This is a genomic window from Xanthomonas protegens (assembly GCF_038442435.1).
GTDB lineage: Bacteria > Pseudomonadota > Gammaproteobacteria > Xanthomonadales > Xanthomonadaceae > Xanthomonas_A > Xanthomonas_A sontii.
The window spans coordinates 182697-197211 of sequence record NZ_JAQJCQ010000002.1; the positions used below are offsets into that span (position 1 = coordinate 182697).

Sequence of the window (14515 nt, forward strand, 5' to 3'; positions counted from 1 at the left end):
ATCCGCTGGAACGCGCGCTGCCGGTGAGGCGCTGCGCGAACGTCGAAGGTCGGACCTGCATGTCCGTATAGTAGCGCGATGCCAAGCGCGGTCAGCGACAGGGAGCACGCACGCTCATGCCAGCGACAGTGAAGGCGCGCGCGTCGCCGCCGCCGGCGCCGCTGCCCTCGCGCTGGCGCAGCCTGCTGTTCTGGGCCAAGACGCGTGCGCTGCAACTGCGCCGCGCGCTGCACGATCTGCGCGGCGGACCGCGCCGGCATCGCCGCGACGCCGGCCTGGCGATCGCCGACGGCACCTGTGCCGAATCGGTCACCGCGCTGTGGCCCGATAGCGAGGAGACCGCGCCGCAGTTGGTGGCCGGCAAGATCCACAACCTGCGCCTGGCCGCGCGTGCGCTGCACGGCGTGGAGGTGCCGGCCGGGGCGACCTTCGGTTTCTGGCGCCAGCTCGGCCGCGCCACCCGCCGTCGCGGTTTCGTCGCCGGCCGCGAACTGCGCGAGGGCTGCCTGGTGCCGTCGATCGGCGGCGGCCTGTGCCAGTTGTCCAATGCGATCTACGACGCGGCGCTGCGGCAAGGCCTGGAGATCGTCGAGCGGCACCGCCACACCCAGGTGATTGCCGGCTCCCTGGCCGAGCGCGACCGCGACGCGGTGGTGTTCTGGAACTACGTGGACTTGCGCCTGCGCGCCGCCGCGCCGTGGCGGCTGGAGGTGTGGCTGGACGGCGAAGCGCTGCACGTGCGCATCCGCGGCGGTGCCGCGGCGCCGGCGGCGTTGCGGTTGCCGCCGCTGCAGCGACGCACCGCGCCGGCCGGTGTCGATGCCGCCAACGACTGCACCCGCTGCGGCCGCAGTGCCTGCCATCGCCATGTGCCGGCGGTGCCAGATGGGCTGCACCGTACCTGGCTGCTCGACGAGGACTGGCCGGAGTTCGCCGCGGATCGCCGACGCCGGCAGCAACCCGGCGACCGCGTGCTGGCGCTGCCGCGGACCAGCGTCGCGGCCTTGCGCGCGGCGCTGCTGCGGCGCTGGTGGCTGTGGCGCGGCATGCCCCTGCCGCAGGCGCGCCAGCGCGCGCAACGCATCCGTCTGGGTGCGCTGCGGCGTCGGCTCGGTGCCTGCGATGTCGATCTGGTGGTGCCGCAGAGCCTGTTACCGGAGCTGTGGCTGGCCGGCGAGTTGCGGGGCCGGCGCTGGGACGTGTGCATGACCGCGTTGCCGATGCATCTGCTGCAGGCGCGCCTGGACGTGGCCGCGCAGTGGCATCCGCACAGCCCCACCCTGCGCGATTTCCGCGCCGATCCGGCGCTGGTCGCCGCCGAGCATGCGGCACTGGCGCAGGCGCGGCACTGGATCACGCCACATCGCGAACTGCTGGCGCTGGCCGGCAGCCGCGGCCTCGCGCTGGCATGGCAAAGGCCGGCGCTCCCGGCAGCCGCGGCGGAGCATGCGGCCATCACCGCGGCCACCGCGCCGCGGGTACTGCTGGCGGCCTCGGCGCTGGCGCGCAAGGGCGCCTACGAACTGCGTGAGGCGGTGCGTGGCCTGCCGGTGTTGTTGCTGCTGCCGCCCGGTGCGCAGGAGACGCCGGACTTCTGGAACGGCATCGCGGTGCAGCGGGTCGCGTCGATGGCCGAAGGCGTGCACGCTGCTTCCCTGGTGCTGCTGCCGGCGTGGATCGAACAACAGCCGCGCGGCCTGTTGCTGGCCATGGCGCTGGGCAAGCCGGTGATCGCCACCCCCGCCTGCGGCCTGTCCGCGAACGCTGGCGCGTGGCGTTGCGTGGAGGCCGGCGACAGCGCCGCGCTGCGCGCGCAGGTGGTCGACGCCTTGGGTCTGGCGGGCTGAGCGAAACTCGAGGGCGTTGCAGCCGTCCGCAGGGCACTGTCTGCTTCGCCACGTCGCCGCACTGCTCTTTTAAAGCGGCTTTCAGGCAACCTTGAAGCAACACTTTGTGGCGGGCTGACAACACACGTCATATGCCTCGTAGGAGCGGCTTCAGCCGCGACGAGGCGTTACCGGGAACGCCCGTCGCGGCTGAAGCCGCTCCTACGGAATCGGATCGCGCGGCATGGGATCGCGTATTGGATCGGGGCGATCTGCAGCTTCATCCATGTACGCCGGCGAACCAGCGGCTCGGCAACGCGCGTCGGCCTGCCGTTGCTGGCGCTGTCCATCGGCTGCGGCTCGCTGTTCTTCAACTCGCTCCAGCGGCTGTCTTGCAGGGATGCGCCGCCGCCTCAGTAGAGATCCTGCGGATCCACATCCAGCGACCAGCGCACCCGCCGTGCCTGCGGCAGCGCGTGGATCGCCGGCACCGCCGCGTCCAGCAACGCGTGCAGCGCGCGCCGCGTGTTGGCCGACAGCAGCAACTGGGTGCGTTGGAAACCGGCGCGGCGCGGCATCGGCGCCGGCATCGGACCGAAGCGCTGCACCTCGTCCTGCACCGGCAGCAGCGCGCGCACCGCGGCGAGGAAGGCGGTGGCGTGCTCGACCTGCTTGGCCTCGGCGCGCAGCAGCGCCAGGTGCGCGAACGGCGGGAAGCCGGCGGCCTCGCGTTGCTCCAGTTCCGCGGCGGCGAAGGCGTGGTAGCCGCCGTGCACCAGGGTCTGCAGCAGCGGATGCGCGGGGTGGTGGGTCTGCAGCCAGACCTCGCCCGGGCGCGCGGCGCGGCCGGCGCGCCCGGCGACCTGGATCAGCTGCTGCGCGAGTTTTTCGCTGGCGCGGAAATCGGCCGAGAACAGGCCTTCGTCGATGCCGACCACCACCACTCGGCTCAATTGCGGCAGGTCGTGGCCCTTGGCCAGGATCTGCGTGCCGACCAGGATGCCGGGCGCAGTGCCGAGCGTGGCCAGTTGCGTCTCCAGCGCATCGCGGCGCTGGGTGGTGCTGCGGTCGATGCGCAGCACCGGCACGTCCGGGAACGCCTGCACCAGGCGCTCCTCCAGGCGTTCGGTGCCGATGCCCTGCGGCTGCAGGGCCAGGCTGCCGCAGTCCGGGCAGGCCAGCGGCGCCGGCTGGCGTGCGCCGCAGTGGTGGCATTGCAGGCGCCGGCCGCCGGCATGCACGGTCATCGGCGTGGCGTGCAGCGGGGTGCTGCAGCGCTGGCACGGCGCGGTCCAGCCGCAGTCGTGGCACAGCAGCACCGGCGCATAGCCGCGGCGGTTCTTGAACACCAGCACCTGGCCGCCCTCGGCCAGTGCCGTGCCGATCCCGGCCAGCACCTCGGGCGACAGCCCGTCCTGCAGCGGGCGCTTGCGCACGTCTAGCACGCGCACGGTCGGCGGCCTGGCGTCGCCGGCGCGGCGGGTCAGGCGCAGATGCGTGTAGCGGCCGCTGGCGGCGTTGTGCAGGCTCTCCAGCGAGGGCGTGGCGCTGCCCAGCAGCACCGGCACGTCCAGCGCCTTGCCGCGGACCAGGGCGAAATCGCGGGCGTGGTAGCGGATGCCGTCCTGCTGCTTGTAGCTGCCGTCGTGTTCCTCGTCGACCACGATCAATCCTGCCCGCGGCAGCGGCACGAACACCGCCGAGCGGGTGCCGACCACCACCTGCGCCTCGCCGCGCCAGGCGGCGGCCCAGACCCGTGCGCGTTCGTTGTCGTTGAGCCCCGAATGCAGCGCGTGCACCGGCACCCCCAGGCGGGCGCGGAAGCGCGCCAGGGTCTGCGGGGTCAGGCCGATCTCCGGCACCAGCACCAGCGCCTGGCGTCCGCGCGCCAGGCACGCGGCGATCGCCTGCAGGTAGACCTCGGTCTTGCCGCTGCCGGTGACGCCGTCGAGCAGGAACGGGGCGAACCCGGTGGCGGCGACCACCGCGTCGATGGCGGTCTGCTGTTCGGCATTGGGGATCGGCCCGGGCTGTGGCTGCGGCGCCGCGGCGCTGGCCGGCACCGCGATGCGCTCGGCGTGGCCGCGCTTGGCCAGCGCGCGGGCGGCGCTGCGCCAGTCGTCCATCGCCTGGTCCAGCCGGTCCTCGTCCATGGCGCCGTCCGCCAGCAGCGCGGCGAAGCGGTGCGGGCGGGTGCCGGCGCGGGCGCGGTGGCTGGCGCCGGCCTCGGTCAGGCGCCAGGCCCACGCGTGGGTGTCGGGCAGCGGTTCGCCGCGGCGCAACGGCACCGGCAGGGCGGTCGCCAGCACCTCGCCCAGCGGCGCGTGGCTGTAGCGCGCCAGCCAGCGCAGCGACTCGGCCAGTTCGCCGTGCAGCAGGGGCACCGGGTCCAGCCAGGCCAACGCCGCGCGCAGGCCGTCGGCGTCCTCGACCTGGCCGATCGCCGCCACCACCCCGCTCAGTTCCCGGTTGCCGAACGGCACCTGCACGCGGCGGCCGACGTCGCCGTCGGCCACCGTGTCCCCGGGCGGCGGCAGGTAGTCGAACACCTGCGGCAGCGGCACGGGCAGGGCGACGCGGAGCGTGGCGGCGGGGGAGGGCATCCGCCTAGTCTAGGGCGTGTCACCAATCCCCGAGCATGCCGGGTTGGGTCTGGCAGGCGCGCAGCCGGCGTTGCGGGCGCAGCGCCTAACTGGCCGTCAGGTCAAGCTGCGCGGCGCCGGCTGCGCGCCTGCCAGACCCAACCCGAAGGGCCGCGGTTGCGCACGCCCGTGGCCGCGTCATCGCTCGGGCGTGGACGGACGTCCACTTCCTCGCTCTTCCTTGCCACAGGCACGCGCAATCACGGCGCGGCATGCTCGGGGATCGGTGACATGCCCTAGCGGCCGCCGCAAGGGGTTCCGGGTGCCGGGAGTTGCGCGCGATTGCTGCCCGCAAAGTGATAAACCGGTCGTAAATGGCCGCCGCGCTTGGGGAATCGAATTTATCCACATCTGCTGTGGATAAAGCTGTGCATGACGGGCATGCTCCACGCCGTGAAGACGGACTCACAAGCCTCTGCCACGAGTTGGACAAAAAAGCGCCAATCGCATTTATTCTTTTCGAAACAACAACTTGGCCGTGAAACACAGATGCAACATGGTTTCGCGGGGGCTTGACAAGACCTGTCGCAGGCCAATTTCCGGCGCTGTGCACAACCGGCCGTCGCGACGGCCGCGGATGAGCCGATCGGGACGCCGCTGTCAAGCGCGCGGTGTGGCGGCTGCCTCGCTATCATCGCGCCGATGATGGAGTTCCGATGACCGCCACGTCCCCTTCCGACGGCGTGGCCGCACCGCCCGCCCTGGCCGCGTTCCTGCGCGGCATCGAACGCCGCGCCGCGGTCCTTGCCGACCTGCAGAGCGGCCGGCCCGAACGCGGCATGCCGGCCCTGGCGGCGGCGATGCGGGCCTTCCGCAGCCATGCTGCGGCGCTGCCGATGGCCGACTGGCCGCTGCGATTCTGGAAACTGCTCGCTGCGGTGCCCACCCTGCGCCAGGCCGATGCCGCCGACGGTGCCTGGCCGGCGCCGCTGGCGCATCTGCGCAGCCTGCAGCCGGCCGACCGCCTGGCGCTGTTGTTGCGCATCGTCGCCGGGCTGGACGAGCCGCTGGCCGCGCAGGTGCTGCAACTGACCACCGAGGACTACCAGCAGGCGCTGGCCCGGGCCTGCCCGCGCGACGCCGGCGGGCGTCCGGATGCGGCCGGCTGGCGCGCGCTGGCCGATGCGGCGCAACAGTGTCTGCGCGACCTCCCGCCGGCGCGGCTGCAGGCCCTGGCGCAACTGCGCGATGCGGCGATCGCCGGCAGCACGGCCTCGCCTGCGCCGGCCAAGGCGCAGGCCCCTGCCGCCGCCGCGGCCGCGGCGCGTCCACGCCGCCGCGGCGCGCGCTCGGCCCTGCGCACGCGCCTGGCCGGGGCGGTGATCGCGGTGGTGGTCCTGGCCCTGGTCGGGACGCTGTTCTGGGACCGCCTGCCCTGGCATCGGTCCCGCGCCGCGGCCGCGGCCGGTGGCAGCGACGCGAGCCTGGCGCTGGGCGATACCGGCCCGGTGCAGGTGGAAGTGCTGCCGCCGGAATCGGACACCGCCAGCGCGCCGCCGCTGCCGGCCGACCCGCCGGCGCCGCTGCCGGAGCCGGCGATCTACGCCCTGGATTTCTATGCGTGGTACGCGGCCGGCGCGCCACCGCCGCGGATCGAGCGCAGTGCTCCCAGCGCGGCCGACTTGGCGGAGGCCGTCGAAGCCCCGCCGGCTGCCGTCGCGCCCGCGGCGACCACGCCACCGGCGCTGACCCCGGCGCAACTGCGCGCGCGCCAGGCCGCCTGGGACGCGCTGCCGGCGGCGGCGCAGGCGCGGCTGCGTCAGGTCGCCACGGCCTTCGCCGGCCTGCCGATCGAGCAGCAGCACAGCCTGCATGCGCAGTTCGCCGAGATGGACGCCCTGGAGCGCCACGGCTGGTTGCTCGGCCCGGAACTGGGCGCCGAGTTCTGGGCGCTGCAGCCGCTGCTGGGCTACGTGCCGGAGGCGCAGCGGCAGGCACTGCTGGGCCTGTTGCGCGGCCTGCCGGCGGACCAGCGCGAGCATCTGGCGCTGCTGTCGCAACGCACCCCGCCGCAGGACCGTGCCGCCTTGCGCCGCGACCTGCTGGCGCAGGGCGCCGACAGCCGTGGTGCCTGGCTGAAGCAGCGCGCCGCACGTTGAGTCGCGCTTCGGGCGCTCTGGCTTTCCGGGTCCCCGGTCCCGGGCCCCGGGTCCCGGCTTTCCTGCAGTGATCCGCCGCAGCGGGTAGAATGCCCGGCCTCCGCCACCCGGTGCCGGCGCTGTCTGCGCGGCCGCAGTCGGCGGGATCGCCAGAGTCTTGCAATGTTTTCGTCTTCCACCCCGGCCTCGGTCCGGGGCCGCGAACTGCGCACCACCGCGCAGCTCGCCCTGCCGCTGGTCCTGGGGCACGTCTCCACCGGCCTGATCAGCTTCGTCGACAACGTGATCGCCGGCCACCACGGCACCCGCACGCTGGCCTCGGTGACGGTCGGTACCGCGCTGCTGTGGCTGCCGATGATGATCCCGATCGGCACCCTGATCGCCCTGACCGCCTCGGTGTCGCAGCTCGACGGCGCCAAGCGCCATGCACAGATCGGCCCGCTGTTCCGCCAGGCGCTGTGGCTGTCGCTGGGCCTGGGCCTGCTGATGTTCGCGTTCCTCAGCGTGATGCCGATGGCGCTGCCGCAACTGGGCATCGCCCCGGAGATCGTGCCCGGCGCGCGCGACTTCCTGCTTGCGATCCGTTGGGGCGTGCCGGCGCTGGTGCTGTACTTCTGCATGCGCTACCTCAGCGAAGGCATGCACTGGACCCTGCCGACCATGCTGCTCGGTTTCGGCGGCCTGTTGCTGCTGGCGCCGCTCGGTTATGCGCTGACCTTCGGCCTGTGGGGCCTGCGCGAGCATGGCGCCGGCGGCCTGGGCATGGCCTCGGCGATCATGATGTGGGCGCAGGCGCTGTGCTTCGCCATCTACCTGGCGCGGTCCAGGCGCTTTGCGCCGTTGCGCCTGTTCGCGCGGTTCGAGGCGCCGGACCTGCGCGCGATCGTCGGGCTGCTCAAGACCGGGTTGCCGATCGGCGTGACCATCCTGATGGAAGGCGGCCTGTTCATCGTCACCGCGCTGTTGATCGCGCGGCTCGGCGAGGTGCCGGCGGCGGCGCACCAGATCGCGATCAACGTGGCGCAGCTGTGCTTCATGGTGCCGATGGGCGTGGCCGAGGCGACCACGGTGCGGGTCGGCCGCGCCGCCGGCGCCGGCGACGCGGTGGGCGTGCGCGGCGCGGCCTGGGCCGGCTATGCGATCGTGCTCGGCACCCAGGCGCTGTCGGCGCTGGTGCTGCTGGTCGGCCACGACGCCATCGTCGGCGTCTACACCAGCGATCTGGCGGTGGCGGCGCTGGCCTCCACGCTGCTGCTGTACGCGGCCACCTTCCAGTTCCCCGACGGCGTGCAGGTGCTGTCGGCCGGCGCGCTGCGCGGCCTCAAGGACACCCGCGTGCCGATGCTGCTGGCCCTGTGCTCCTACTGGGGCCTGGGCATGCCGCTGGGCGCCGGCCTCGGCCTGTGGCTGGGCTGGGGGCCGCAGGGCATGTGGATCGGCCTGATCCTGGGCCTGACCGCGGCCGCGGTGATGATGGGCGCGCGCTTCCGCTGGAGCAGCGCGCGGCTGCTGGCCGCGCCGGCGGCCCCCTGACTTCAGACGCATGTGCGGCGCCTGACGCAGCCGGTATGCTGCGCAGGCGCAAGACGCCTTCCTTTCGGAGCTTTCCATGAACCAACCCGTGCGTCGCAGCCCCGTCGCCAACTTTTTCGTCGGCCTGTGGGATGTGATGAACTTCACCCGCCGGTTGATCTTCAACCTGGTGTTCTTCGGTTTCCTGTTGCTGATCCTGCTGGCGATGGTGTTCGCCATGGCACGCGGCGACGGCGGCAAGGCGCTGCGCGACCGCACCACGCTGCTGATCGCGCCGGAAGGCAAGCTGGTCGAGCAGTTCAGCGCCGATCCGGTCAGCCGCGCGCTGGCCAAGGCGATGAACGACAAGGGCGCGCAGGAGATCCAGTTGCGCGACCTGGTGCGCGCCATCGAGGCGGCCAAGACCGATCCGAAGATCGAGCGCGTGGCGCTGCGCCTGGACAAACTGCAGCCCAGCGGCTTCGCCTCGATGCGCGAGGTGGAGAAGGCGCTGCAGGACCTGCGCAGCTCCGGCAAGCAGATCGTCGCCTACAGCGACAACCTGAACCAGTGGCAGTACCTGCTGGCCGCGCAGGCCAACGAGGTCTACCTGGACCCGATGGGCTCGATGACCCTGGAAGGCCTGGGCCGCTACCGCCAGTACTTCCGCGAGGGCCTGCAGGACAAGCTCGGCGTGGACGTGCACCTGTTCAAGGTCGGCGAGTACAAGTCCGCTGCCGAGCCGTACGTGCTCGACGCGGCCTCGCCGGCGTCCAAGGAAGCCGACCTGTTCTGGATGAACGACGTGTGGCAGCGCTACGTGGCCGACATCGCCAAGGCGCGCAAGCTGGCGCCGGAGCAGATCACCGCCGGCATCGACACCATGCCCGAGGGCGTGGCCGCCGCCGGCGGCGACCTGGCCAAGTTCGCCCTGCAGCAGAAGCTGGTGGACGGCCTGAAGACCCGCGAGGACGTCGAGCAGCTGCTAGCCAAGCGCGGCGTGGCCGACGACGATGCCGACACCGGCTACCGCAACGTCGACCTGGACGGCTACCTGCAGCAACTGGACCTGCGCCGTTCGCCGGTGGACTCGCGTCCGCAGGTGGCGGTGGTGGTCGCCGCGGGCGAGATCAGCGGCGGCGAACAGCCGGCCGGCCGCATCGGCGGCGAGTCGACCGCGGCGCTGCTGCGCCAGGCGCGTGACGACGACGCGGTCAAGGCGGTGGTGCTGCGCGTGGATTCGCCCGGCGGCGAAGTGTTCGCCTCCGAGCAGATCCGCCGTGAAGTGGTGGCGCTGAAGGCCGCCGGCAAGCCGGTAGTGGTGTCGATGGGCGACCTGGCCGCGTCCGGCGGCTACTGGATCAGCATGAACGCCGATCGCATCTACGCCGACCCGTCGACGATCACCGGTTCGATCGGCATCTTCGGCATGATTCCCAACATCACCCGCACGCTGGACAAGATCGGCGTGCACACCGACGGCGTGGGCACCACCCGCTTCGCCGGCGCGTTCGACATGACCCGGCCGATGGATCCGGCGGTGGGCCAGCTGATCCAGTCGGTGATCAACAAGGGCTATGCCGACTTCACCGGCAAGGTCGCGCAGGCGCGCGGCAAGTCGGTCGAGGCCATCGACCAGGTCGCGCGCGGCCGCGTGTGGAGCGGTGCGCAGGCCAAGGAGCGCGGGCTGGTGGACGCGTTCGGCGGCTTCAAGGACGCCGTGGCCGATGCCGCGGCGCGCGCCAAGCTGGGCGGCCCGGACAAGTACCGGGTGCGCTATGTCGAGAAGCCGGCCACGCCGTTCGCGCAGTTCGTCAGCGGGTTCGCCGGCAGCCGCCTGGGCGTGTGGATGCTGAGCGATTCGGCGCTGGGCCACGCCCTGCTGGCGCGCAGCCTGCCGGAACTGGACACCCAGCTGCGCTTCGTCAAGGACGCGGCCGACACCCGTCCGGGCGCACCGGTGAAGGCGCTGGCCTACTGCTTCTGCGGTCTGTAAGCCGGCCCTGCGCCGGCGGCGGCGCGCCCTTGCGGACGCGTCGCCTGCTTCCTGCAACGCCGGCCCCGTGGCCGGCGTTGTTCATTGCGCGGTGGCGGCGTCGAGCGCGGCGTTCTGCGTGGCCGCGGCATGGTCGAGCGTGGCCTGGGTCTGCTTGGCGCGATCCAGCGGCTGGGCGATGGCGCTGCGCAATGCGCTGGCCTTCGGCGGTGGCGGCGCATCGGGCGGTTGCGGCGGCTCCGGCTTGCATGCGGCCAGCAATGCGAGCAGCGGCAATGCCAACGTCATCCTGCGCAGTGGTGCGGACATGGCGGCGACCTCCTCGAGGGTGGAGGTATCATCCTACGCCTCCCATGTGAGCAGACAGGCACGCGCATGCAGCACCGTTGGCGGCTGGACGGACAGACCGCGCTGATCACCGGCGCCAGCGCCGGCATCGGCCTGGCGATCGCACGCGAACTGCTCGGGTTCGGCGCCGACCTGCTGCTGGTGGCGCGCGACCTCGACGCGCTGGAAGCGGCGCGCGACGAGTTGCGCGAGGCCTTTCCCGAGCGCGAGATCCTGGCGCTGGCCGCCGACGTCGCCGACGACGAGGACCGCCGCGAGATCCTGGACTGGGTCGAGGACCATGCCGACGGCCTGCACCTGCTGATCAACAACGCCGGCGGCAACGTCAGCAAGGCCGCGGTGGACTACACCGAGGACGAGTGGCGCGGCATCTTCGAGACCAACCTGTTCTCCGCGTTCGAACTGTCGCGCTACGCGCATCCGCTGCTGGCGCAGCACGCGGCCTCGGCGATCGTCAACGTCGGCAGCGTGTCGGGCCTGACCCACGTGCGCAGCGGTACGCCCTACGGCATGACCAAGGCGGCCTTGCACCAGCTCACCCGCAACCTCGCCGCCGAATGGGCGGAGGACGGCATCCGGGTCAATGCGGTGGCGCCGTGGTACATCCGCACCCGCCGCACCTCCGGCCCGTTGTCGGACCCGGACTACTACGAACAGGTGATCGAGCGCACGCCGATGCGCCGCATCGGCGAACCGGAGGAAGTGGCGGCGGCGGTCGGCTTCCTGTGCCTGCCGGCGGCCAGCTACATCACCGGCGAATGCATCGCAGTCGACGGGGGCTTTTTGCGTTACGGGTTCTAGCGGGTCCTTTGCATGGCGGCTGCGCGGGCGCAGGGCACCAGTCGAAAGCGCTGCGTGGTACGTCCCGGGCTGTACGGCGTCGGGACTGAAGTCCTTCCCACAAAAAAACCGGGATTGGGGAATCGGGAATGGGGATTGGTAAAAAAAGCTGTGCGCATGCACCGCGGTGACCGGTTCCTTTGCCTGCCGGCGGCCAGCGACATCGCTGGCGCATGCATCGTGGTGGGCGGTGGTTTCTGCGTTACGGGTTATAGCGGTTCAGCCCTTTGCGTGGCGGCTGCGCGCGCGCAGGGCAGCAGATGAAAGGCGCAGTGCGGTACGTCCCGGGCGATACGGCGTCGGGACTGAAGTCCCTCCCACAAAAAAAACCGGGATTGGGGAATCGGGAATGGGGATTGGTAAAAAAGCTGTTCGCACGCACCGCGGTGACCGGTTCCTTTGGCTGCCGGCGGGCGGCGACATCATCGGCGAATGCATCGTGGTGGACGGCGGTTTTTCGCTGAGCGTTTTATTTAGCGCTGCAGGCTGTGGTGCACACGCGATCAACTGCGTGCAGCGGAATGCGTAGGAGCGGCTTCAGCCGCGACCGGGCTTTCTCGGTAACGCCCGGTCGCGGCTGAAGCCGCTCCTACGAAAACAGGCGTACAGCCACGCGCGCGCGATGGGTCACGGTATAGCGTCGGCGCACAGGATGCGGCTCGGCTGCACAGCCACGTGCGAGCGCGATGGCTCACGGCGCACGGCGATCCGGCGCGCCGCATTCGCTGGCCTCGAGCAGGTGCTGGCGGCGTTCGAACTCCGTGCGCAGTGCCTCGGCATGGTCGGGCACGGCGAAGCGCCAGTGTGTTTCGGCCTCGGCTACATAATTCTTCCAGGCATCGCATAGCTGCTCGGCGGGCAGTGGCTGGCACTGGTCGCGCAGCACTTCGCAGGCGCTGCCGCCTGCCTGGTTGGGTCCGCCGTCCAGGTCCGTCGTGGGCAGCGGCACGCACCGCGGCGGCGGTTCGGCGACCTCCCCGATGTAGGACGCCTGCTCGCGGGTGCTGCAGGTGTACAGCGGCTGGGGCGGCAGCATTGGTGGCGGCGGCGCGGCGGCTGCGTCTGCCGCGATGGGCGTGTCGGCAGGCGCGGTGGTGGACGCGGCGGTCGTGGCGCTTGCGGGCGGCGGCGATGGCGCGGGCTGGGCGGCGAGCGCGGCCGGCAGCGCGGCGCTGCTGACGCCCTGCATGATTTTTTTCTGCTGGCGCATGCCCTTGGGACAGGGCTGGTTCTGGATGGTCAGGTTGTCCTGCGCGTCGGTGCAGCGATAGAACACCACCGGTTCGGCGTGCGCGGCGCCGGCACAGGTCAGCACCATGGCGAGGCAGAGTGCGCGCCGCATCAGCTGCCGCCGCAGTCGCGCGCCAAGCGCGCATCGATGCCGCGCTGCTCGGTTTCCATTGCGCGGCGCTCGCTCTGCAGCGCGCTGTTGTAGCGACGGATCAGCTCCCAGCGGCGATCGCTCAGACGTGCGCAGACTTCCTGCTCGGGCAGCGCGGTGCAGGTGTCGCGGATCATCGTGCTGCCGGCCGGCACGATCACGCCGGCGCCGGCGGACACCCCTGGCGGCGGTGGACCGGGCGGGCGCGGGCCGCCGGGCGGAGGCGGTCCCGGCGGCCCGGGCGAGCGACCATCGGGGCCGCGCCCGGATGGCCGTGCGTACGGGCCCTCGGCATAGCCATAGGCCCACAGCGGCACCCAGCGCGGATTGCCGGCGTTGTCGTCGCTGGTGTAGCGCGCGCCTTCCGGGGTGACGCACTCGTACATCGGCTGCGCAGGCTGCACGGTGACGATGCGGAGTTCGCGCTGCGGCAGCGGCGCCGGCGAGGCCTGCGCGCGTGCCGGATCGGTGCTGATGGTGGTGGTCGGCCGCGGCGGCGGATCGCGCGGACGCTGCATGTCCAGCACCTGCTGCTGGCGCGCGTTCTCGCAGGGGGCGTTCTGCAGGCTGACCGCGCCGGAAGCGGCGATGCAGCGATAGATGCGCACCGACGCGTTGCCGCCGTCGCTGCTGATCGTCTGCGTCTGTTGCGCCCAGCCGGCACCGATCCAGGGCGACAGGCTCAGCAGCAGCAATGGGCGGAGAAGGAAGCGCATGCGCGCATCTTGCGCGCCTTGGGCAGCCAGGGAAAGGGCGGCGCGTGCGCATGATTCAGGACGCGATGGCGTCGCGGCAGTGCTGCCGTGTTGATCTGTCGCTGCGAGGCTTCGCCCGTCCCCTCATCCGCCCCTGCGGGGCACCTTCCCCCGAAGAGGGGGCCATGGTCCCGGAGGGAGAAGGGAGGCGCTTAGCCCCTCTCCTACCGGGAGAGGGGTTGGGGTGAGGGTCCGGCGCGAAGCGACTCGGGTAGTTGAGTGCACGAGGCTTCGCCCGACCCTCATCCGCCCCTTTTGGGCACCTTCCCCCGAAAAGGGGGCCATGGTCCCGAAGGGAGAAGGGAAGAGCTAGCCCCTCTCCCATCGGGAGAGGGGTTGGGTGAGGGTCCGGTGCGCGAAGCGCCCGCGTGGCTCCATCGCGCCGTTGCCGCGAGACGCCGACACGGCGGAAGACAGGCGTGCCGCGCTGAAGAGCAGCGCTTCAGGCGCGAAGGATCTCGCCGCTGGCGGCATCGCGGATCGGGGTGGGCTGGGCCAGGCCGCCGGTCTCGCCGTCGAGCAGGCCGTCGAGGTCGCCCAGCACCAGCGGATCCAGTTCGCCGCGCTGCCGTGCCGGCGGCTCGCCGCCGCGGTTGGCACTGGTCGAGACCAGGGCGCCGCCCCAGGCGCGGCACAGGGCAGCCACCAGCGGATGCGCGCTGATCCGCACGGCGATGCCCTGATGCGCGCCGGTGATCCAGGGCGGCGCGTGCGCGGCGGCGGGCAGGATCCAGGTGTGCGGTCCCGGCCAACTGGCCAGCACCGCGGCCAGCCGGTCCGGCGGCAGGGCCGACAGGTCGAGCAACGGGCGCAACGGATCCAGTTCGGCGGCGACCACGATCAGGCCCTTGTCCACGGGCCGCTGCTTGATCCGCAGCAGGCGGGTCACGGCGGTCTCGTCGTGCGGATCGCAGCCCAGGCCCCACACCGCTTCGGTGGGATAGGCGATCACGCCGCCCTTGCGCAGGACGGCGACGGCATGGCTCAGGGACAGGTCGGTCATGCGCGCATCATGCGGCACGTCCTCGTCTAAGGACAATGAGGGGCGGTTGGGCGGGACTTGGGATTTTCGCAAGTCTCCGGCCCGCCGCTTTTCTGTGGGAGGGGCTTCAGCCC

11 protein-coding genes are annotated in these 14515 nt (G+C 71.9%); 6 read left to right on the forward strand and 5 right to left on the reverse strand.

The window, feature by feature from the left end; genetic code table 11:
- Positions 1-116 precede the first annotated feature (116 nt).
- The gene (locus PIQ37_RS04565; RefSeq protein ID WP_342072541.1) at positions 117-1847 is read left to right on the forward strand and encodes a VanW family protein; all 1731 of its coding nucleotides are present in this window, start codon (positions 117-119) and stop codon (positions 1845-1847) included.
- Positions 1848-2239: 392 nt separating this feature from the next.
- Here PIQ37_RS04565 and PIQ37_RS04570 read toward each other — a convergent pair whose 3' ends face one another.
- On the reverse strand, positions 2240-4429 hold the full coding sequence (locus PIQ37_RS04570; RefSeq protein WP_342072542.1) for a primosomal protein N': 2190 nt from the start codon (positions 4427-4429) through the stop codon (positions 2240-2242).
- A 695-nt stretch (positions 4430-5124) separates the two neighbouring features.
- Between PIQ37_RS04570 and PIQ37_RS04575 the strand changes: the two genes are divergently transcribed.
- From PIQ37_RS04575 to sppA, 3 genes are all read left to right on the forward strand, one after another.
- Positions 5125-6567 (forward strand): hypothetical protein, encoded by a 1443-nt coding sequence (locus PIQ37_RS04575; protein ID WP_342072543.1) that lies wholly within the window; start codon positions 5125-5127, stop codon positions 6565-6567.
- 162 nt (positions 6568-6729) lie between these two features.
- The gene (locus PIQ37_RS04580; RefSeq protein ID WP_017911990.1) at positions 6730-8100 is read left to right on the forward strand and encodes an MATE family efflux transporter; all 1371 of its coding nucleotides are present in this window, start codon (positions 6730-6732) and stop codon (positions 8098-8100) included.
- A 76-nt stretch (positions 8101-8176) separates the two neighbouring features.
- On the forward strand, positions 8177-10075 hold the full coding sequence (sppA, locus tag PIQ37_RS04585; protein ID WP_342072544.1) for a signal peptide peptidase SppA: 1899 nt from the start codon (positions 8177-8179) through the stop codon (positions 10073-10075).
- Positions 10076-10156: 81 nt separating this feature from the next.
- Here the strand turns inward: sppA and PIQ37_RS04590 are convergent, their stop codons facing one another.
- On the reverse strand, positions 10157-10384 hold the full coding sequence (locus PIQ37_RS04590) for a hypothetical protein (RefSeq protein ID WP_342072545.1): 228 nt from the start codon (positions 10382-10384) through the stop codon (positions 10157-10159).
- A gap of 66 nt (positions 10385-10450) precedes the next feature.
- On the opposite strand from PIQ37_RS04590, the gene PIQ37_RS04595 reads away from it, so the two are divergent.
- On the forward strand, positions 10451-11224 hold the full coding sequence (locus tag PIQ37_RS04595) for an SDR family oxidoreductase (protein ID WP_342072546.1): 774 nt from the start codon (positions 10451-10453) through the stop codon (positions 11222-11224).
- Positions 11225-11612: 388 nt separating this feature from the next.
- Positions 11613-11792, forward strand: a complete 180-nt coding sequence (locus tag PIQ37_RS04600; RefSeq protein ID WP_342072547.1) for a hypothetical protein — start codon at positions 11613-11615, stop codon at positions 11790-11792.
- A gap of 162 nt (positions 11793-11954) precedes the next feature.
- On the opposite strand, the gene PIQ37_RS04605 is transcribed toward PIQ37_RS04600, so the two are convergent.
- The 3 genes from PIQ37_RS04605 to PIQ37_RS04615 form a co-directional block, all read right to left on the reverse strand.
- On the reverse strand, positions 11955-12605 hold the full coding sequence (locus tag PIQ37_RS04605) for a DUF4124 domain-containing protein (RefSeq protein WP_342072548.1): 651 nt from the start codon (positions 12603-12605) through the stop codon (positions 11955-11957).
- The gene (locus PIQ37_RS04610) at positions 12605-13360 is read right to left on the reverse strand and encodes a DUF4124 domain-containing protein (RefSeq protein WP_342072549.1); all 756 of its coding nucleotides are present in this window, start codon (positions 13358-13360) and stop codon (positions 12605-12607) included. The genes PIQ37_RS04605 and PIQ37_RS04610 overlap by 1 nt, the downstream gene beginning before the upstream one ends.
- A 481-nt stretch (positions 13361-13841) precedes the next feature.
- Positions 13842-14402, reverse strand: coding sequence for a Sua5/YciO/YrdC/YwlC family protein (locus PIQ37_RS04615; protein WP_342072550.1), 561 nt, complete (start codon positions 14400-14402; stop codon positions 13842-13844).
- Positions 14403-14515: the final 113 nt, after the last annotated feature.

Bases quoted from the DNA above. Each gene is read 5' to 3' on its own strand.
- PIQ37_RS04600 (WP_342072547.1), top strand. From the start codon at position 11,613: ATGGGGATTGGTAAAAAAGCTGTTCGCACGCACCGCGGTGACCGGTTC.
- PIQ37_RS04610 (WP_342072549.1), bottom strand. From the start codon at position 13,360: ATGCGCTTCCTTCTCCGCCCATTGCTGCTGCTGAGCCTGTCGCCCTGG.
- PIQ37_RS04605 (WP_342072548.1), bottom strand. From the start codon at position 12,605: ATGCGGCGCGCACTCTGCCTCGCCATGGTGCTGACCTGTGCCGGCGCC.
- PIQ37_RS04580 (WP_017911990.1), top strand. From the start codon at position 6,730: ATGTTTTCGTCTTCCACCCCGGCCTCGGTCCGGGGCCGCGAACTGCGC.
- PIQ37_RS04575 (WP_342072543.1), top strand. From the start codon at position 5,125: ATGACCGCCACGTCCCCTTCCGACGGCGTGGCCGCACCGCCCGCCCTG.
- PIQ37_RS04570 (WP_342072542.1), bottom strand. From the start codon at position 4,429: ATGCCCTCCCCCGCCGCCACGCTCCGCGTCGCCCTGCCCGTGCCGCTG.
- PIQ37_RS04590 (WP_342072545.1), bottom strand. From the start codon at position 10,384: ATGTCCGCACCACTGCGCAGGATGACGTTGGCATTGCCGCTGCTCGCA.
- PIQ37_RS04595 (WP_342072546.1), top strand. From the start codon at position 10,451: ATGCAGCACCGTTGGCGGCTGGACGGACAGACCGCGCTGATCACCGGC.
- PIQ37_RS04565 (WP_342072541.1), top strand. From the start codon at position 117: ATGCCAGCGACAGTGAAGGCGCGCGCGTCGCCGCCGCCGGCGCCGCTG.
- sppA (WP_342072544.1), top strand. From the start codon at position 8,177: ATGAACCAACCCGTGCGTCGCAGCCCCGTCGCCAACTTTTTCGTCGGC.
- PIQ37_RS04615 (WP_342072550.1), bottom strand. From the start codon at position 14,402: ATGACCGACCTGTCCCTGAGCCATGCCGTCGCCGTCCTGCGCAAGGGC.